Genomic DNA, 20,230 nt, shown 5'->3' with positions numbered 1-20,230 from the left:
ATGGCATTTGATGCAGGACGTGAGCGCCAGTTCCGGGTCGTAGGTCAGCGTGTTGAGCGGCCCGACGGGATCGAAAAAGTCACCGGCAAAGCACTTTACGGGGCGGATATGACCGCACCGGGCATGCTGTTCGGGCGCATCCTGCGCAGCCCGCACGCCCATGCCCGGATCGTCTCCATCGATACAAGTGCCGCTGAGGCGCTGAAGGGTGTGAAAGCGGTGGTGACCGGCGCCGATCTGGTACACCCGGATGACGAGGGGTTGGCCGATATCGCCGACAATTGTCTGGCGGGTGACAAAGCGCTCTACGACGGACACGCAGTCGCGGCTGTTGCGGCAGTAGATAAGCCCACGGCGCGTGAAGCGATCCGCCTCATTCGCGTGGAATACGAAGTGCTGCCTCATGTCACCGACGTGGATGCTGCGATGAAACCGGACGCGCCGGTCGTTCACAGCGGACGGGCGGATGAAACCGTGGGTGCAGGAATTTCGGAAAACGTGACCAGCCATTTCGAGTTCGGGCACGGGGATCTTGAGGCCGGTTTCGCGCAAGCTGATGTGGTGATCGAGCGCAGTTTCACCACGGCAGCGACGCATCAGGGATACATTGAGCCGCACGCCTGCCTGGCCTCGATGGGGCCTGACGGACGGGGTGATCTGTGGTGCTGTACGCAGGGCCAGTACAACGTGCGCAGCATCTGTTCGGCCCTGATGGGCATGGATGCCAGCCAGCTGCGCGTCACGGCATCCGAAATCGGCGGCGGGTTCGGTGGTAAGACAACGGTTTTCATCGAACCGGTGGCGCTCGCACTGTCGCGCAAGGCGGGGCGTCCGGTGAAAATCGTCATGACCCGAGAGGAAGTCTTCCGCGCGACGGGGCCGACGGTTTCCTCGTCTTCTGACGTTAAAATCGGCATGACAAAGGATGGCCGGATCACGGCGGCACAGGCAAAGCTGCGCTATCAGGGCGGAGCGTACCCCTGCGGCACCGTCGAATACGGGGCGCAGTCAGCTTTCGCCGCTTACGATCTTGAGGCCGTTCAGACGCTTGGCTGGAACGTCATGACCAACCGCCCGAAAGAGGTGGCATACCGGGCGCCCGGCGCGCCGATGGCCATTTACGCGGTGGAGAGTGTCGTGGACGAGCTCTGCCAGGAGCTGGGTCTTGATCCGCTGGACACGCGCCTGCTGAATGCCGCACGCAAGGGGACGCTGTCGTCCTATGGCCCCACCTTCAACGAGATCGGCCTGGTGGCCACACTGGAAGCGGCCAAAGCGCATCCGCATTACACTGCTCCGCTGGGGGAAAACCAGGGCAGGGGGCTGTCCTGCGGGTTCTGGTTCAATTTCGGCGGCAACACCTGTGTATCTCTGAATATCAATCCGGACGGCACCGTCGGTGTGGTCGAGGGCAACCCCGACATCGGTGGCTCTCGCGCGTCTATCTCGATGATGGCGGCCGAGGAACTGGGCATCCCGTACGAAAAAGTGCGTACGGTGATCACTGACACCAATTCGCTGGGTTTCAATGACGTCACCGATGGCAGCCGCGTCACTTTTGCGGTTGGCCTCGCGACCATCGAAGCAGCACGTGCCGCGATACGCGAGATGTGTGCCCGGGTGGCGAAAATCTGGGACATCGATGAGGAAGCGGTCGTCTGGGAAGATGGATATGCGCGTCCCTCAGGCCCGAACGCGGGTGATTTCGAGCCGATGAGTATTGCCGAGATCGCAGCCGTGGCGGACAACACCGGCGGACCTATTGCGGGCCACCATGAGATCAACGCGGATGGTGCCGGAGTCAGCTTTGGCGTGCATCTGGTGGATACTGAGGTGGACCCTGAAACAGGCACCACCAAAGTACTGCGCTACACGATATTCCAGGACGCCGGCAAAGCGGTGCACCCTGACTACGTAGAAGGCCAGATGCAGGGCGGTGCAGTTCAGGGCATCGGGTGGGCGCTCAACGAAGAATACATCTACGGTGATGATGGGCGTCTGCAGAACCCCGGTTTCCTGGATTACCGCATTCCTGTGGCTTCCGATCTGCCACCTATCGAAACGGTCATCCTTGAGATCCCGAACCCGGGTCACCCTTACGGTGTCCGCGGTGTGGGGGAGACGCCGATTGTGCCGCCCCTGGCGGCTCTGGGAAATGCGGTATCGCGGGCAACAGGTGTGCGTCTGACGGACCTGCCGATGTCGCCGCCACGCCTGCTCAAGGCGCTGGGGGACAGGGGCTGAGCCATGGTGCGCGTGAAGCTCTGGGGCTCACTGCGCAGCCTGGCTGACGGCGAGGAATACGTTGAGGTGGATGCGCGGAATTTCCGCCAGATCCTCGACCGGCTTGAAGAGAAACACCCCGGCCTGAAACCACAGATCAGGCGGGGCGTTTCCTTTGCGCTGGATGGTGTGATTTACCGCGATGCATGGTTCACAAAGGTGGATGAGGACAGCGAAGTTGTCCTGATGCCTTACATGGTGGGCGGGTGACCACACCAGTGTGACAGCAACCGCAGGTTTTGCTGTCAAAACAACGGACCACGGGCTATTCCTTGTGTAACGACAGGGGGCCCTTATGAAATTCGCGCTGATTCCTATTCTGACTGCACTGTGGACGGCGACAGCGTTCGCCCAGGAAGCCCCAGGGCAACCGCCGCGGCCTGCTAAGGTCATCACGGTCGAGGAAAGCGCACGGGTGATCGAACGCCGGTATCCGGCGATTGTGAAGCCTTCTCAGGAAGCGGTTCTGTCTTTCAAGGTTTCCGGTGAGGTCATCGAGCTGCCCGTCAGGGGCGCGACGAACGTTGAGCGTGGCGATGTGATCGCAAAACTTGACCAGCGCGCCTTTGAAGAGACCGTCGCGCAGCTGGAAAGCCAGCGGGATCAGGCGGTTGCACAGCTTCAGATCCTGCGTAGTGGTGCCAGATCCGAAGAGATTGCAGCCCTGGAAGCCGACGTGTCCGCGGCGCAGGCGCAGGTCGATCAGGCGCAGGACCAGCTGGAGAGGACGCGTCAGCTTGCCGAAAGCGGCGTCGTATCCGAGGCCCGGCTGGAACAGGATGATGCGGCGGCCCAGGTCGCGCGCGCGGCCCTGCAGGCGTCGCTGGAACAGCTGGCCATCGGCCGCGCGGGCGGCCGGGAAGAGGACATTGCCGCGGCAGAAGCCGTTATCCGCGGTCTCGACAGTCAGTTGCGCAACGCGCGCGACAATCTGGATGATGCCACGCTGCGCGCGCCGTTTGATGGCATCGTCGCGCGTCGTGACATCGACAATTTCACAAACGTTTCCGCAGGACAGAGTGTTGTCCTGCTGCAGGCGCTGGACACAGTCGATCTGGCCTTTGATGTGCCGGGCCCTGATGTGCTGATCTGGAGCGCGCGGGAGAATGTGCAGTCCGAGGTTCTGCTGGAGGCGCGTCCGGGGCAGAAAATCCCGTCCGAACTGGTGGAATTCTCCACCCAGGCCGATCAGGGTACCCAGACATATCGCGCACGTGTGGGCATCACCGTGCCTGAGGGGGCGCAGGTTTTCCCCGGTATGGTCGGCACCGTGATCGTTTCCACCGACGAGGATGTCGCGGCGTCGATCCAGATTCCCTTCTCCGCGGTCGGGACAGACACGGATGCGAGCACTTTCGTCTGGATCGTCGACAGCGGGGATCAGTCTGTCAGTGCCCGCCCTGTGACCCTGGGTGATGTGATCGCAGACAGCGTGGATGTGATCGACGGTCTGGAGGCCGGCGAGACAATCGTCACCGCAGGTGTGTCTTACCTGCGGGAGGGGGCGGTGATCCGGCCGGTATCCCGGATCGGGGAATAAGCAGATGGATCTCGCCCGTTTCGCAATTGAAAAGCGTCTGATTTCGGCGCTTGCCACACTGCTCATCCTGTTGGGCGGATATTTCGCCTATACCGCTCTGCCGCGTTTCGAGGACCCGGAGTTTATCATCCGGCAGGCGCAGATCATCACGCCCTATCCCGGCACCAGCGCCGAAGAAGTGGCGGGTGAAGTCACCGAGGTGGTTGAGAACGCGCTGCAGCAGCTCTCTGGTGTGGATGAGGTCACCTCTGTTTCCTCGCCAGGGCGCAGTACCGTCAAGATCGAGTTTACAATCGCATCGACCAAGACGCGTGATCAGCTGGCGCAGAAGTTCACCCAGATGCGGGCCAAGATCAGCGACATTCAGGGGGACCTGCCACCCAATGCGCAGGGAAGCATCGTCTATGACGACTTTGGCGACGTATACGCGCTCTATTTTGCAATCGTGGGTGACGATTATACGCTCAGTGAACTCTATGAATACGGCAAGGACCTGCAGCGCGAACTGGTGACTGTTGATGGTGTGTCCAAGGTCGTGCTCAGCGGGGTTCAGGAAGAGGTCATCTACGTCGAATACGCGCCCGCGCGGCTCATTGAACTGGGCCTGGCGCCTTCACAGATCGCCAGCCTGCTCGAAGGGCAGAACCTCGTTGCACCCGGTGGTTCGGTTCAGGCGGGACCGGCCCGGCTGACGGTGCGCGCCCCTGCTGCGGTCGATTCCATCGAGGCGATTGAGAACCTTGTGATCGCAAACCCACAAAACGGGGCGACTTTCCGGCTGTCGGATATCGCAGAAGTGTCGCGTGGGTATGTGGAACCGGCGACGAGTCTGCTCTATCGGAACGGAAGGGCTGCTATCGGTCTGGGGATTTCCAACAACATCGGCGGCAACGTCGTGAACATGGGGGATCTGGTCAAGGAGCGTATGGCGGAACTGATCTCTGAACGTCCCATCGGCATTGATGTGGAAACCATCTCGGATCAGTCGAGCTCTGTGCGCGTATCGGTGAATGACTTTGTGATGAATGTGGTGCTCGCGCTGGCCATTGTGGTCGGCACACTGCTCATTTTCATGGGGCTTCGTTCGGGTATTCTGATGGGGGGTATCCTGCTCATCACCGTGGCGGGCACTTTGCTGGGGATGTATCTCTACGGGCTGGACATGCAGCGTATTTCGCTGGGTGCGCTGATCATTGCGCTTGGCATGCTGGTGGATAATGCGATTGTTGTGGTCGAAGGCACACTGGTGCGTGTGCAGGCCGGGGAAAGCCCTGAAGATGCGTCCATCGGTGTTGTAAATCAGACGAAATGGCCGCTGCTGGGCGGTACAATCGTTGGTTTCCTTGCATTCTCTCCTATTGGGTTTTCGCCGGACAACACCGGTGAATACGCCGGCAGCCTGTTCTGGACGGTCAGCATCGCGCTGCTCTTTTCCTGGCTGATCGCGATCTGGCTGACACCCTATTACTGCACGCTGCTGCTGAAACCGGGCAAGGCAGAGGAGAAGGGGGAGAACATCATCCTGCGCGGCTACCGCGTCTTTCTGCAAAAGGCGATCCGCATCCGCTGGGTGACCATCGCGATTATTGTCGGGCTTTTCGCGTCTGCCATTGCGATGTTTTCGCAGGTGCCACCGGGCTTCTTTCCGGCCTCCACCCGCGAACAGTTCGTGGTGGATTATTTCCTGCCAGAAGGTGCCGACATCTCTGTGACGGAGGCCAATGTTCAGGAGATTGCGGCTCATATCCGCGAGCTCCCGGGCGTGACAGGTACGAACACAGCGATCGGTCAGGGTCACACTCGCTTTATGCTCACCTATGAGGCCGCAGATGCCAGCTCGGCATATGCGCAGATCCTCGTGGACGTTGAGGAATTCGCTCAGATCGCCGGTCTGGTCAGCGAGGTTCAGCCATGGATCGACGAAAACTACCCGGCTGCAAACGCCAAAGTCTGGAAATTCCAGCTTGGCCCCGGCGGCGGTGCCAAAATCGAAGCACGGTTCTATGGCAATGATCCGGGCGTGCTGCGTGATCTGGCTGCCCAGGCCAAACAGGTCATGGCGGATTATGGCGCTATTGCCATCAAGGACGACTGGGGAGAGCTGCGCCCTGTCATCCGTCCGGTGATCAATACCGAGAACGCGCGACGTCTCGGCCTGACGCAGGGCGAGATTGTTTCCGCGATCTACGGGCATATGAACGGCACGCGCATCGGGACCTATCGCGAGGCGGAAGAACTGCGTCCGATCATCATGCGTCCGTTTGAAGCGGAGCGGGATGATGCCGCGCGCCTGCAGGATGTGCAGATTTTCAGCCAGGTTGCCGGTACCTATGTGCCTGTGGCGCAGGTGGTGGACGAATTCCGGCTGGTCTATGAGGCTGGCAACCTGCAGCGGTTTGACCGCCAGCTGGGGATCACCGCACAGTCTGACAACCCGGAGGGTGTCCTGTCTGGTGATCTGTTCGCGCAGGTTCGTGGCCCGATCGAGGCCATTGAGCTGCCACCCGGGTATACCATGACCTGGGAGGGTGAGTACGGCAGCAGTGCCGAAGCGAACGAAGGCCTCGCATCAACGATGCCGCTGGGGTTCGGTGCGATGATCATTGTTGTGCTGCTGCTGTTTAACGCGATCCGGCAGCCGCTTATCATCTGGCTGACTGTGCCGCTCGCGCTGATCGGTGTGATCTGGGGGCTGGCGCTGTCAGGCACTGCCATGGAGTTCATGGCGATCCTCGGTGTTTTGTCGCTTGCTGGTATGCTGATCAAGAACGCGATTGTTCTGATCGACGAGACAGACAGTCAGATCGGGCAGGGCAAGGAGCGCATGCAGGCGGTTGTCGATGCGGCCGTCAGCCGGGTCAGACCGGTGTCACTGGGTGTTCTGACGACTGTTCTGGGGGTAATCCCGTTGCTGTGGGATCCGTTTTTCAAGTCGCTGGCGGTTGTGATTATCTGCGGACTCAGTTTCGCAACGATCCTGACACTGATCGTGGTACCGACGCTCTATACAGTCTTTTTCCGTATCAGTTCGTCATCCGAGGCAGACGCAGGGTAATCAGATCTGCTGCCAGAGGCGCAAAGCTTCTGCGGCGGGAATGAAGGGTGCTTTGATAACGAAGCCTTCCGCGGAGCTGCCGTAGACAACGATGCCTGTGTCATTGTCGCATTTCAGAAGCATCCCCCGCGGGGTCGGATCAGGGCTCTGCTGGCGGAAGGCCTCCGTGATCTTTTCCAGCGCCGGGTCGGTGGTTTCTGCTTGAGGCTGCCGGTCATTCTCCCATGTGATCTGGTAGGCTGCCAGCGGCCGAAGGGTAGCAAACAGTAGCTGATCCGCCGGGACGATATCTTTCGGTGCCTTTGCAATCTCTGCCGCTGATACCCCCTCGTCTGACGCTTCAAATGCGTCCGGGCGACCAGTGCAGGCGATTTCGATGTCACCGTCAGCGGACAGGAGCGCGATCAGCTCATGCATCTGCTGAGCCGCGGGAGCGTCCCCGATCCATACCATCATGCGGTCAGCGACCGTAATCTGCAGGCCCGGTTTGCCTCCGCCGGACACCGTGTAATTGCGCGGCAGCACGGTTGTATCCACCAGCCACGACAGCTGGTGTGCGCGCGAAAGCAGATCACGTGGCATAACCTCGGTTGCCTGCCGGCGTCCGGCTGCGGCGACAATCATGCCGCGCAGTTCGTCTGAAGCCGTTTCAGGCATGGGTGTGGGGAAAAGCGCGTTCATCAGACCGCCTTGTCAAGGGCGTGGGATGCCTTCCGCAGCCCGGTCAGAACACCGGGGATGTTCCAGGTGCCTGCGACAGGCATCTCGGTGCAAGTAGCGTCGGTCAGATTGTCCCCATGGCGCACAACGGCCACCACGTGCTGTGCATCAAACAGCAACATCTCTGTCGCACTGACTCCGGCACTATCCGCCAGCGCGAACCCATCCGCCATCGCGTCCGTCAGAGCATTCAGCGCGGTCTGCCCGGCCTGTGACGCTTCTGAACTCACAAGCGGCTGGCGGGTACGCAGGTCTGCAAAAAGGACGGTCTGCGCGTCCGGAATGCTGTCGTGCAATGACTGCAGCACATTACGGGGAGCTTTCTTCGGGACGCCAGCGCTCATCTTATTCTGCCGCACCTGACCAATGTTGCCGTTCCGCACGGCGCCGGTTTGCGCTCTGTGCATTCAGACGGACGCGGCGCGGACGGATCACACCATCCTGCGCGGGGGCTTCAGGCTCTGCCGGCTCAATGGGATCGCCCATGGCTTCATCCCGTTCAATGGCCGCAAAGACGGCATCCGTTTCCGTCAGGCCGTCTTCCAGTGCGGGCATGTCAGGTGCTGACCGCATCAGGATCTCAATGAGATGTTCGCAGAAGGCGGCGACACCACTGGTCGCCCATACATCCACGTCTTCCTCCGCATGCAACGCCTCAAGCAGGCTTACAGGAAAGACCTGTGCAAACAGCCCATCAGTTTCCCGGCGGATCCTTGCGAGTACCCGTTCCCGGTCCTTTTGGGCGCGGAGCTTGTCAAACTGCGTGACCAGCAGAAGGTTTTCATACCGGGTGCGGCTGCGTACTGCGTCCCAGATCGCCGCCTCCGACTGTCTCCAGGCTTGCGTGGCATGCGTGCACCAGACGACATGATCGGCTTCCCCGACCACTGTTTCCCACATATTGCGGGGCATGTTCGGATCGGAAATACCTGGCATATCGATCAGGTCACAAAGCGCCAGAGTGTCCGCTTCCATTGTCACGTGGATGTAGCGCGTATCGTCAAAAGAGACGTCGTCCAGCGCATTGAGCGGCACTTCGGTACGCTTCCCGTCCATGTCGATGACAGCTGCACCCGGTGTGCCGTAGGTCATCAGAACCGGCGGCAGTCGCGTTGCGGTCACCCGCATCGGCAGAGGTGCCCGTCCCAGCAGGATGTTGCACAGGGTGCTTTTACCCGCACTGAATTCACCCATCAGTGCGACCCGGGGTTTGCGCCCGGCAGGGGCGGGCATCAGGGCGTTGTTCGGGTTGTCTGTCATTGCGCGGCGTGCCTTACGTTCTGTGGATCAGTTGCCAGCACCTCAAAAGTGTCAAGCAGAGCATCCAGTTCTTTCGTCTTCCGGGCTTCGTCCGCCCCGAGGCAAAGTGTTTCAAGACCGTCCTTGTCTCCGCGGCTGTCTCCGATTTCGTAGAGGATGTCGCGGTTCTGCTCCAAAAGGTCCCTGAGTACTGGCTGCAGACGCGCGGTCACGTCAATGGCATGTCCGGTTTTCAGGCTTTCCATAAAATCTGTTGTTTCCGCTGAGATCAGGTCTCCGAAACGACGGGCGAAGGCCTTGTATCCGCGTGTGCGGCGCCACCAGCTGGTCAGCCAGCCCTCCTTGAATTCCATGGCAATGCTGCCGGCAATGCCAACAGGCGCCGGCAGGTCGGGTGTATCAGGTACCGAAAGGCGCACTCCCTCGACGGCTTTGCCAAAGGCACGGAAGTAAAACTCGGCGATCTCGGTTACAGCGTCGGTGTAGTGCTTGTGTGCCGCCCCTCTGGCCCGTGTCTCGAATACGGATGCGGCCGAGCGCAGTCTGCTGCGCAGACCGTCCGGGCTGAAGCGCCACGGCTGCTCCGGTCCATAGTTTTCGAGATGCCGGATCAGGGCGACGGATGCATTGTGCAGAAAACCGGCATGCGCACGGTCTGCGCGCTCCCGGAAACCGTCAGTCAGCGTGGTGAGCGTCGCCGCCAGCGCGTCCGTATGACGGTCGCACAGAGCGTCGAATTCACGCCGGATTTCCTGCATGGTCATGTTTTCGGTCTGCGTGTCGCCCGCAATGCGGATCTTGTTGGCAGCCTGCTGGCCGCTGGCTACTGCCGCTGCATCAGAAGAAACTCGGCGCAGCAGCGCGTTGCCCGTGGTGCCCACGATCTGCGCGGCGATTGCGGCCTGAAGTGCCGGCAGACCGGAAGCCTGCCATGCGCTTTCCGCAAGTGCCTCGCCGGGCGGTACTGTGCCTCGCTGTGCGAGGATGTGTTCTTTGTCGTCGCCTGTAATGTCACCTGTCAGCGCAAGATGCGCCCAGAGCGCACTTCCGAACAGGATGGCCGCATCCTCGGGGCCACTGTTGCGTGACAGAACCTTGCGGATGCTTTCCTCGATCTGGGGGATCTCGGTTTCCGGTGAAGTCAGCTCATCGCAGCGGTTCACAAAAATCAGCACGTCGCGCGATGGCATTGCCGAAATCAGACGAATGAGCCCCATATCGACCGAACTGAGCGCCTGATGAGCGGACAGAACCACCACACAGAACCTGCTGGACCGGACCGCGTTGATCGTGACCTGTTCACGCATCATGAACGTGTCGTTCACGCCGGGCGTATCGCGCAGGCAAAAGGGCAGCGCGGCAACCGGTGTTTCGAGCCACAGATCAGCGGCACTTGTTATGTCAGCAAAACGCCCCTGTGTATCCTGAGGATCGGGCGTGTCCACGTCATCACCAAGGCAGATGTACCGTTCCAGCAATTCGGAATCGAAACTGTCGTAATCATGTTTCTGACCCAGCAGCAGCTCGAAACGGCGGCCCAGACGCTTTTTCGATTTCTCGCGCAGTGCGGTCACCTGGGCACGGATTTTTTCCTGCTCATCTTCGGCGCCGGCACGTTCCGCAAGCTCACCCAGACGCCCGCCTTTCTGGATCAGGCGGTCCCATTCAGCCTCCTTCATCAGCTGGAACCTGGCGTTGCCCGGAACACGTTCGGGTCCGGGGCGCAGGTGCACGGAGGTCACAACGGATGTCCAGGGGTTCACGTCTGCGGGCAACAGGTCCGGCCATCCGGCCATGGCATTCACCAGCGTCGTCTTTCCGGACTTCACCTGACCCAGAAACGTGACCGCAGGTTCAAAGCTCTCCAGGTCCTTCTCAAGCTTCGCGATAGGTTTTTTTGCCGACGTGCCGGCCAGGGCTGAGAGCTCCTGTACCGCCTCGCTCAGGCATTCGCGACGGGTGGCAAATTCGGCCATCGCGTCCGGCGCTTCAGGCAGAAACCCATCATATGCATTGCCGGAGCCGGTCGGCTGATCATCATTCTGCTGCGTGTCGGTCATACTGCGGTGCCCGTAAAAATTCTGATATCTGATGCGGATGTTGAATCAAATTTTTCCCGTATCTGAACCAAATTGTAGGGACAGCTCCGGGCGTTCATGTGTTTGAAATGTGGCGCAGATCCGGCATTGTTTCCGGAAGTCAGGTTTTATGCGGATTTCTGGACAGATAGTTCCCGGTTGAGTTGAACCAGCAATGCGACAGCGTTCCGGGCAGCAGAATCGCTGTTCTGGCGCGCGAATTTCTCCACATGTTCAATGGCATCGCTGACTTCGGCCCGAAAGGTCGTGGCCTCGTCCGGCAGGGCAACAACCAGACCTGACATGGCTTTCTGACACAGTGACAGTATTTCGGACACAGTCTGGTCAGGTCTGGCTGTTGTCAACTTGTCGATCCATTTGTCCAGACCGGAGGTGGCGCGTGCCATTTCCCTGCAGGTTTTCGTTTCTGTGGCCAGTGCGCACTGATCCAGTATGGCCTGTGCCCGAAGAAGATCGGACTGACGGGCCTGCTGGATGATCTTCGTCACTCTGGTGAGGATGGCGTGGCCGCCCGATTTCCTGAGTATTTCTTTATCGTCCGTATCCGCAGCAGCGGCTTCGGCACGATGCGCGACGAGGGGGTAAATGCCCGTAAAGCCGGACCCCGCCATATTCTGTGCCCGCGAAAGTGTCCCTGACAGTGTGCCCGCCGCGTGCAGTCTGTCCGCCATGGTGACAACAAACAGACTTCGGCCGCTGAGCTGATCCGGCACACAGTTCCAGAGAGCGGACTGATCCTCCACATCAGCTGCGCACCAGAGCAATATGTCCGTATGGTCCGCTACCATATCCAGCAGGTCGCGGGCCATTCCCGTATCATCAGGCAGAGTGACCTCAGTCAGACTGCGGTCTTTCAGGCAGGCGTCGGTGAGTTCCAGGCGCAGTCGCATAGCCTGTTCGGGCAGCGTAAATTCAGTTCCTTCAGTGTCGAGAGTAACGATCTGCCCGGTGCTGTATTCACAGAGTGTTTTTGCCTGCGCCGACCAGACAGCTTCTGTCATCGTCAGCCCGTCCGTCGCCGGCAGAACATGGTGGCCCGCCAGCATGTTGGCGAGGCATGTCTTACCGGTATGCCTGCGCCCGACCAAAGTTATGCGGACCGGCCGGTCCAGACAGTCGATCAGGCTGGCAGCAGCGGCGCGCAGGTTTCGGGGCAGGGCGGTGTTTTCAGTTACGGCGCGCAGGGCGGCTGGGATGTGATCTGTCATGCCTTGGATCGTCAGAGGAATGACTGTCCGCTGGCACGGCTGACAGCACGTTTTTCTCCACCGTGAAGGTCAAGGAAGATACGCCGCGTCGCCTGCGGCGCCGCTTTCGTCTGCTGTTCGGCGTCAAGATCGGAAATACGGATAGAGCACAGCGCAATGTTGTCCTGTTCCGGGTCCTGCAGGGCAAGTACGGCCTGCATCAGCCGTTCGGAAATCTCGGCGGCCGGACGGAAACGGTTCTGATAGATCACCCGCGCAATCTGATCGTCTGTGAGGTATTGAAGACCGTCGCTGGCGGCAACGATGATGTCGTCATGGCGCAGTTCAACGGGCACCTCGCGGCAGTCTATCTGCTGCACTTCCCGGCCCATCAGCACGGATGTCAGACAGTTCCGGTCGGGGTGCAGATCTGCAAGATCCTGCGACAGCGACCCTTCGTTCACACGGTCCTGCAGCTGCTGGCCCAGCGAATGTTCTTCGTTCAGACGGAAAAGATGCTGGCCGCGGAACAGGTACAGGGGGCTGTCACCCACCGAAATCCAGTACAGGTGATTGCCAGCAACAACCGGCGCCACAAGGGTGGCACCCATGCCTGCCGTTTCCGGGAACTGACGGACGTAGGTTGCCAGACAGTCATTGGCCCCTTCGGTGGCCCGCCGCAACAGATCACCGATGCCTTCACCGGTTGCCGCTGGATTGCCGGCCTGCATTTTCAGCTCGCTGAACACCTCAGTGACCACGACCTTGCTGGCGATATCGCCAGCGGCATGGCCACCCATCCCGTCGGCGAGAACGGCAAAGCCGATGCCCCCGCCTGCGGTGAAGTCAACTGCCAGGGTATCTTCCTGACAGGCGCGGCGGCCCCGGTGGATTGCCGGGGCCGCATCGCAGCGAAAACGCTTTGTGTCAGGCATATTTTGCGTCTTTTTCGTCTTCGTCGTTCCATGTGAAATCATCACCGCACAGAGTAACCAGGCGCAGGGTGGTTTCACCGATCCGGACAAGATCGCCGTCAGAGATGGTTTCAGTGCTCAGAAGGGGTCTGTCATTGATACGCACCAGATTGGCTTTGCCGCTGTGCCCGATGAAGAAGCTGTTCTGCTCACTGTCATAGGCGACGGAGACATGGTTCTCGCGCGAAATGGCGTTGTCACCGAAGTTCAGGGCAACGGTCTGGTCTTCGGCACGGCCGATGCGCGACACGCCATCCTGCAGCGTAAAGGACGCGCCACGACCGGGGCCTGCAACCACGACCATCCAGGCGACCGGGAAGCGGGCCTGACCGGCACGTGCAGCTTTCTCGATAGGGTCGAGTGCTGCGTCGGTGTCCGTGGCAAAACCCAGCAGCCGTGTTTTCACGCGACCCGATCCCTGAGCTGCGCGGCCCGGCATCGGGGCAGGCATTTCGAGCAGATCAGCGCTGTCGGCCATGCTGGTATCAGTCTGTTCGTGAGCCGGATCCTGCATCGGGGCAGGCGCTGGCGGAACTGCGCGTACGGCCTGGCGTTCTCCGGCCATTGCGCGGCGCATTTCAGCAAGTGATGCCGGTGCAGGAACCGGGCTGTCATCCTCTTCGTCCTCATAGGCGTCCCAGCTCTGATCCTCATCGGAGAAGTCTTCGTGGGACTCCTCTTCGGCACCGGCAACATGCTGTTCGGAGAACAGACGGTCGAGCGGATCACCTGCCGCATCCTCATCAGAGGCATCTTCAATGGCGCGGCGGGCAGCCTCAAGCGTCATTTCATCAGATTGATCATCGTAGGCTGCGGCGTCCTCATCTTCCCAGTCTGACCCGTCAAAGCCATCGGGGTCAAATTCGTCCGGGTCATAGTCGATACCGCTGAAACCCGCAGCATCGGCGTTATCAGTGACCGGATCAGCCGTCGTTTCGCGGTATTGTCCGAGATCCAGGGCCGAGGATGTGTCTTCGTAATCAGCGGCAAAATCCAGCTGGTTTTCTTCAGCAGGCATGGATGCGCTGACCGGTCCGTTGCTGCGTTTTTCATTTATGATGTCGCGGATAAATTTCATCGGTTTCTCCGTTCGTTAGACTTTACTGCTCAGGTGGATTTTCTGCTGACGCAGCGGGACACCAGTTTGCCCAGAAGTGACTTTCTGCTCTGCTGAACAGGGGCTTCGGCAACCTCTGTGGGGGCCGCTGCTGCGGTTGGTGCGACAGGTGCGGGTGCTGCCTGCTCCTCTTCCTGCTCACGAAGCCAGGCTTCGACGTCGTCAATCGGGTTGCCAAAGATGTCGACAACGCGGCGCGGTTCGGGTGTTTCTTCAGTTGCGGTTTCGTCTGCAACATCATCTGCATCCGCGCGGATCTGAGGTTCAATTTCGGTGTTGATCTGGCTGACCAGTGCAGAGATCCGGCTTTCCAGCATAGGGTCTGCCACCTGGCGGGTCCGTTGCCGCGGGGCCGGTGCAGAGCCGCCATCCAGTGCATCCTGCCACGCGTGGGCGGTACGGAAACGGTCCACCTGGGAAACCTGCATTGCCCGGTCGACGGAGGCGAGCAGCCGTTCGTCGTAGCCTGTGACTGACCCCACCAACGGCACCAGTGGATCGGCATGACCGGTTGCGGCAGCGCGCAGGCGTTTCTGGCAGTCCGGTGCTATTTCACCGGTAATGATGTGATAAAGTGTGGCACCCAGCGCATAGAGATCGCTGGAAAAATCATGCTCAGCGCCAGGCGTGTAAAATTCGTGCGGCGAATAGCCGTCCTTTACCGCAATCATCCGGGACACACCGGACTGACCAACGCCCGCAGGTTCGCTTGCGGCGCCAAAATCGATCAGGGTAACGTGACCCCGATCATCAACCAGAATATTGTCCGGCGAGATGTCGCGGTGCAGCACACCGTGACTGTGCGTGTAAACCAGCGCCTGCAGCATCTGGTTAAGCACGCTGCGGACGAAGGCGGGAGTAATCAGTTCAGGACGGTTTTCGGCCAGGTCGATCAGGTCATCACCGGCCACCAGATCCAGTGCCATATAGGCGCTGTTGTTTTCCTCGAATACCTGATGCACGCCCACGATGTTGGGGTGCTCCAGCTTCGCCATCCGCCGGGCTTCGAGCACAAACTGACGCCGGACCGCGTTCAGCGCGCGGTCAAAACGGGCGTCAACGGGCTCCACGATACCCGCTACACGGCGGCACATGTCGGACGGAAAGCATTCCTTGATCACAAAAGCACGGTCGAGGCTGTTGCGCGCAACGTAGGTGATGCCGAAACCGCCCCGGCCCAGGTGCTGCGTTATCTCATACTGACCGTTCAGAAGCGTGGCGCCTGTGGGGAGTTCATCTTCCTGAACGAGATCTTCGAGTGCGGTCATCCGTGTCATTTGTCTTACCTGGTTGCCAGCGTCCGGCGGGTGATCGGGGCTTTGAAATTCATTTGACTACAATTGTATTTGTCGTCCCAGAATGTGATCAGAAAATGGCGCACAGGCGGCGGCTGCGTGGCATCCGGCCGGATTAACCACGATAAATCAGGTTTTTATGGTAAATTCAGGCCAGCGTGGTTAACGCGGCCGGCACCTGCAGGCCGCGGTTTCCCGGTGCGCGCCGGGGGCCGGATCAGCAACTGAAGAGGACCGGCAGTTCCGCATCATGAAGCAGCGACCAGGTCACTGAACCAACAACAAAGTCGTGAAAGCGCGAGTGTCCGAATGCGCCGGTCGCAATCATGTCGGCGTCTGTCCGGCGGGCGGTCGTGACAAGGAGCGGAGCGACATCGGAACCATCCGCCTCGCAGTGTGTGACCGTCGCGCGCAACCCGTGACGTGCATACATTCCGGCTATTGCCAGCGCATCGAATTCCGTCATTTCGTCCAGCAGCGGTGCGCCGACCTGCACCACGTTCACGTCAGCGTCCGGCGCGGCCATGCTGACCACGTCATGTGCGGCGCGCGCGGCTTCACGCGAATTGGTCCAGCCGAGCAGAATCCGTTGCCCAACGGGAGGCCCGTCGTAACCGAGCGGGACAACCAGAACCGGCCTGCCGGATTCCCGGATCACACGTTCCTGAACGTTGCGCTGGTCGTACCGGTCAGATGCCTTGTCCGCCTGTGCCATAATCACCAGATCCGCCGCGCGGGCGCTTTCGACGATCCGTTCGGCTGCAGAGACCGCTTCGGCCCGGAGCAGGCGCCATTCGCAGGGGAAATCTTCGGTGTTGCAGTGCCGCTCAAAGATCTCTTCTATTTCTGCGGCTTCGCGGGCCTGGCTTTCATTGAATGCGCCAAAGGCCTGATCGGGTATGTGCATGGCAATCCCGGGGTAGACGACCAGCGCCTCAATCGTGTGGACCCCGACCAGCAGAGCATTGTGCCTCGCGGCCAGCGGTACGGCAATCCGCATCAGTGTGTCTGCGTGCCGGCTGCCTGTAAGGCAGACCTGTATCGTTTTAATCGCCATGGTTTATTTCTCCCTGCTCCCGTGCGCCGGTATGGCCCCATCGAAAGGGCGCTGTGAGGCCTTCGGTAACACTGTCAGAATGCGCGAACCGGGCTGGCCGCACCTTGATTCTGATCAAGTATACCTGGCCGGGACGCTTCAGAGGGCGGGCCTGTTCAGCGTCTTCGGAACACGGGCGCCCGTTTTTCCGCAAATGCCTGGCGTCCTTCTGCGTAATCGGCACTCATGGAACAGGCCGTCGCCAGGGCATTCATCCGGTCGGCGGCAGCGTCAGCAGCGTCACTGCCAGCGGCCTGTATAGCGGCTTTTGCCGCCTCAATGGTCAGGGGCGCGTTGCCGGCAACAGTGGCGGCGAGCCCGTTCACTTCAGTTTCCAGATCAGCCGCCGGGACGACACGGTTGACCAGACCATGCGTCAACGCTTCTGCGGCATCCAACATCCGCGCAGAAAACAGAATCTCAGAGGCTATGGCGGGCCCGACCACGGACCGCAGGCGCCGGACCCCCTGGTAGCCGTATCCCAGGCCCAGTTTTGCGGCCGGTATGCCCATGCGGGTGCCCTCAGCGCAGATCCGGATATCGCAGCTGAGCGCAATCGCCATACCGCCGCCGACACAAAAACCATGAATTTGAGCAATCGTTGGTTTTGGAAACGCATAGAGTGCTGCATCTGCACCTTCGTAGCGTTCATTGTAGTTGCGGATGCCTGCATCTGAGGCGCGCATTTCGTCAAACTCAGTAATATCGGCACCCGACACAAAAGCGCGGTCGCCGGCGCCGCTCAGGACAACCGCCCTGATGTCATTGTCTGTCTGGAACAGCGCCAGCGCGTCGCGCAATCCGTCCCACATATCAAGCGACATCGCGTTCAGACGGTCCGGTTTGTTGAACACGATCCGTCCAATGGCACCGTCATGGAAGGCCAGCAATTTGCCATCGGCAAAAGACGTCGGCGGGGAGGGCATGGTGCAGTCCTTTCAGTACCAGAAGCGGTACGCGGCATAGTCTATATTCCGGTGCCAGTGGCAAGCCCTGTGGCGGACCGACGGTCCGTGGTGGCCTTGACACCGGGATGGCCATTTGGTGACGTCGCGCGGCAAAGGGTTGATGATATTTGCAGTCCTGGCAATGTGATGGCGCGCATCAGCATAAGAGCCGCCGGAAAGACGCGGGAGGGCCGTCATACCATGAGCACGCTTTTTCATGAGGATACGCTGTTGGAAGGGACAGGCGCGGACGCGGTGGCGCGTGCCCTGTTTGAAGTGGCCAGCGGTCTGCCGCTGATCTGCCCGCATGGGCATACCGATCCCGCCTGGTTTGCACAGGACAGTGCGTTTCCCGATCCTGCTGCTCTGATCGTGACGCCTGATCATTATGTGACGCGGATGTTTGCGAGCCAGGGTCTGGGCCCGGAACTGTTTGGCGTGCGCGGAACAGATGGAGCAGGTCAGGATGAGGACCCACGGACCATCTGGCGCAGGTTTGCGGAGCACTGGTATCTGTTTCGCGGCACGCCGACACGGCTCTGGCTGGATATAACCTTTCAGCGGCTGTTCGGCATCAGTGAACCGCTCACGCCGCAAACGGCTGATGACATCTATGACCGCATTGCAGCGGCACTCGCCACGCCGGAATTCCGCCCCCGGGCCCTTTATGAGCGGTTTGATATTGAAGTGCTGGCGACAACGGATAATGCGCTCGACCCGCTGGATCATCACCGTGCCATTGCCGACAGCGGCTGGTCCGGCCGGGTGATCCCAACCTATCGTCCGGACCAGATCACGGATCCGGATCATGAGGGTTTCGCTGCGGCTCTCGATGACCTCGGCGATATGACTGGTGAGGATACGGGCACCTGGCGCGGCTATCTGGCGGCGCATCACAGCCGGCGGGCCTGTTTTCGGGCGCAGGGAGCGACGGCCACGGACCATGGCGTCCCGGATGCGGTAACGGCGGACTTGGATCCTGACACGGCGGCCGCACTTTTTGACCGGGTCCGCTGCGGGCGTGCTGACGATCGTGATCATGCGCTGTTCCGGGCGCAGATGCTGACCGAAATGGCCCGCATGAGCGCCGAAGACGGCATGGTCATGCAGATCCATCCCGGATCCTTCCGCAACCACAATCAGCAGGTATTCAGAAGGTTCGGGCGGGATAAAGGGTACGATATCCCCACGCAGACGGAATTCACGCGCAGCCTGCACCCGCTACTGAATGCGCTTGGGAATGAACCGCGTCTGCGTATCGTTTTGTTCACACTGGACGAAACCACCTATGCAAGGGAACTGGCGCCCCTTGCCGGCGCCTGGCCGTCGCTGGTGCTGGGTCCTGCATGGTGGTTCCACGACAGCGCCGAAGGCATGCGGCGGTTCCGTGAAATGACGACGGAAACGGCAGGCATCTACAATACAGCCGGTTTCAACGACGACACGCGTGCGTTCCCGTCAATACCGGCGCGGCACGAGGTGGCCCGGCGGGTCGACTGCGCCTGGCTGGCCCGGATGGTGGCCGATCACCGGCTGCGCGAGGATGAGGCCTTTGAGATGGTTGAAGACCTGACCTGTGGTCTTGCAAGGCGGACCTATCGCCTCTGACTTGTCGTTCGGTCCATGCGGATTAGGTGGCCCGAAGACGTCCGGGAGAGGCCACTGATATGTCTGAGCGACCTGAAATTGCAGTGATCGGGGCAGGGCTGGCGGGTGTGCATCTGGCACGCCTGCTGTCTGATGTCGCCACGGTCACCGTGTTTGAAAAATCGCGCGGCATCGGTGGGCGCATGTCCACACGCCGGGCGGAGACGTACCGGTTTGATCACGGTGCGCAGTATTTTACGGCGCGGGGCAATGCCTTTCTGTCATTTCTGGAGCCCTTTGTTGCGCAAGGGTATGTGGCAGAGTGGAACCCGCGCCTGGCCGGTGCTGCCGCTTCGGACCCGCGTTGGAATGCGCCGCGTTTCGTCGGGGTGCCTGCGATGAACAGTCTTGCAAAGGCTGCGGCATCGGGTCTCGACGTGCGGTTGGGTGACGCTGTGGAAAACATCCTGCCTGCGGGGCAGGGGTGGCGGCTCGCATGTGCCTCAGGTGCTGAGGCGGGACCCTTTGACATTGTGCTGTCGACGGCCCCGGCCTTTCAGACAGCTGCCCTGCTGCCCGGCGGGATAACGGAACGGAACGCGCTGGACGAGGCGAAGATGCTGGGATGCTACAGCCTGATGCTGGGCTTCGACACAGCACCTGACCCGGGATGGGACGCATTTGTGGGCGATGGAGATCCGCTGGCGTGGATCGCCGCCAATCACAGTAAGCCCGGGCGGGATGCGCGGCCTGCCTTTCTCTGCCAGACCGGCAACACCTGGGCGGAAGCCCGACTGGAGCGGGATCAGGAGGATGTTCGGCGCCACCTTCTTGCGGCATTCACAGATCTGACTGGGATCGATACCGGCATGGCAGAGTATGTTAGCCTGCACCGCTGGCGCTATGCGGCGGTGCAGACGCCCGCTGGCCGGCCATATCTGTTTGATCCGGGGCTGGGTATCGGTGCCGCCGGCGACTGGTGCGGGCAGGGGCGCGTCGAGGCGGCCTTTGACAGTGCCGGAGCCCTGGCATCAGCTGTCAGAATGCATCTTTCAGGCGGATGATGCTGT

At 60.5% G+C, this 20,230-nt stretch carries 16 protein-coding genes; 6 read left to right on the top strand and 10 right to left on the bottom strand.

What is annotated here, in order from left to right:
- From AB4K19_RS07575 to AB4K19_RS07560, 4 genes are all read left to right on the top strand, one after another.
- Window positions 1-2,244 (top strand): xanthine dehydrogenase family protein molybdopterin-binding subunit, encoded by a 2,244-nt coding sequence (locus tag AB4K19_RS07575; RefSeq protein ID WP_436399397.1) that lies wholly within the window; start codon window positions 1-3, stop codon window positions 2,242-2,244.
- A gap of 3 nt (window positions 2,245-2,247) precedes the next feature.
- Complete coding sequence (locus AB4K19_RS07570) at window positions 2,248-2,493, top strand: MoaD/ThiS family protein (protein ID WP_375227818.1); 246 nt, start codon at window positions 2,248-2,250, stop codon at window positions 2,491-2,493.
- An 85-nt stretch (window positions 2,494-2,578) separates the two neighbouring features.
- The gene (locus AB4K19_RS07565) at window positions 2,579-3,823 is read left to right on the top strand and encodes an efflux RND transporter periplasmic adaptor subunit (RefSeq protein WP_375227817.1); all 1,245 of its coding nucleotides are present in this window, start codon (window positions 2,579-2,581) and stop codon (window positions 3,821-3,823) included.
- 4 nt (window positions 3,824-3,827) lie between these two features.
- Window positions 3,828-6,878, top strand: a complete 3,051-nt coding sequence (locus AB4K19_RS07560) for an efflux RND transporter permease subunit (RefSeq protein ID WP_375227816.1) — start codon at window positions 3,828-3,830, stop codon at window positions 6,876-6,878.
- Here AB4K19_RS07560 and AB4K19_RS07555 read toward each other — a convergent pair whose 3' ends face one another.
- The 10 genes from AB4K19_RS07555 to AB4K19_RS07510 all read right to left on the bottom strand — a co-directional run bounded on the left by AB4K19_RS07555 (window position 6,879) and on the right by AB4K19_RS07510 (window position 17,552).
- The gene (locus AB4K19_RS07555) at window positions 6,879-7,559 is read right to left on the bottom strand and encodes a hypothetical protein (RefSeq protein ID WP_375227815.1); all 681 of its coding nucleotides are present in this window, start codon (window positions 7,557-7,559) and stop codon (window positions 6,879-6,881) included.
- A complete protein-coding gene (locus AB4K19_RS07550; RefSeq protein ID WP_375227814.1) occupies window positions 7,559-7,942 on the bottom strand; it encodes a hypothetical protein in 384 nt (127 codons plus the stop codon). The genes AB4K19_RS07555 and AB4K19_RS07550 overlap by 1 nt, the downstream gene beginning before the upstream one ends.
- A 1-nt stretch (window position 7,943) precedes the next feature.
- Entirely contained in the window at window positions 7,944-8,858 is a 915-nt protein-coding gene (locus tag AB4K19_RS07545) for a dynamin family protein (protein ID WP_375227813.1), read from the bottom strand.
- Window positions 8,855-10,918 carry a dynamin family protein gene (locus tag AB4K19_RS07540; protein ID WP_375227812.1) on the bottom strand — a complete coding sequence of 688 codons (2,064 nt, stop codon included), beginning with the start codon at window positions 10,916-10,918 and terminating at the stop codon, window positions 8,855-8,857. The genes AB4K19_RS07545 and AB4K19_RS07540 overlap by 4 nt, the downstream gene beginning before the upstream one ends.
- Before the next feature lie 146 nt (window positions 10,919-11,064).
- On the bottom strand, window positions 11,065-12,165 hold the full coding sequence (locus tag AB4K19_RS07535) for a GTPase domain-containing protein (protein WP_375227811.1): 1,101 nt from the start codon (window positions 12,163-12,165) through the stop codon (window positions 11,065-11,067).
- Window positions 12,166-12,176: 11 nt separating this feature from the next.
- Entirely contained in the window at window positions 12,177-13,079 is a 903-nt protein-coding gene (locus tag AB4K19_RS07530; protein WP_375227810.1) for a PP2C family protein-serine/threonine phosphatase, read from the bottom strand.
- Entirely contained in the window at window positions 13,072-14,196 is a 1,125-nt protein-coding gene (locus AB4K19_RS07525; RefSeq protein WP_375227809.1) for an FHA domain-containing protein, read from the bottom strand. The genes AB4K19_RS07530 and AB4K19_RS07525 overlap by 8 nt, the downstream gene beginning before the upstream one ends.
- A gap of 29 nt (window positions 14,197-14,225) precedes the next feature.
- A complete protein-coding gene (locus tag AB4K19_RS07520) occupies window positions 14,226-15,512 on the bottom strand; it encodes a serine/threonine-protein kinase (protein ID WP_375227808.1) in 1,287 nt (428 codons plus the stop codon).
- Between the two features lie 235 nt (window positions 15,513-15,747).
- The gene (locus AB4K19_RS07515) at window positions 15,748-16,587 is read right to left on the bottom strand and encodes a universal stress protein (RefSeq protein WP_375227807.1); all 840 of its coding nucleotides are present in this window, start codon (window positions 16,585-16,587) and stop codon (window positions 15,748-15,750) included.
- Between the two features lie 155 nt (window positions 16,588-16,742).
- Window positions 16,743-17,552 (bottom strand): enoyl-CoA hydratase, encoded by an 810-nt coding sequence (locus tag AB4K19_RS07510; RefSeq protein WP_375227806.1) that lies wholly within the window; start codon window positions 17,550-17,552, stop codon window positions 16,743-16,745.
- A 222-nt stretch (window positions 17,553-17,774) separates the two neighbouring features.
- Here AB4K19_RS07510 and uxaC point away from each other — a divergent pair, with 222 nt between their 5' ends.
- On the top strand, window positions 17,775-19,181 hold the full coding sequence (uxaC, locus tag AB4K19_RS07505; protein WP_436399396.1) for a glucuronate isomerase: 1,407 nt from the start codon (window positions 17,775-17,777) through the stop codon (window positions 19,179-19,181).
- Window positions 19,182-19,240: 59 nt separating this feature from the next.
- Window positions 19,241-20,224 carry an NAD(P)/FAD-dependent oxidoreductase gene (locus AB4K19_RS07500; protein ID WP_436399395.1) on the top strand — a complete coding sequence of 328 codons (984 nt, stop codon included), beginning with the start codon at window positions 19,241-19,243 and terminating at the stop codon, window positions 20,222-20,224.
- Window positions 20,225-20,230 lie beyond the last annotated feature (6 nt).

This window comes from Roseobacter phycocola, from assembly GCF_042055075.2.
GTDB lineage: Bacteria > Pseudomonadota > Alphaproteobacteria > Rhodobacterales > Rhodobacteraceae > Roseobacter.
The sequence above is the reverse complement of the archived record's forward strand: the minus strand, read 5'-3'. Positions and strand labels throughout refer to the sequence as shown.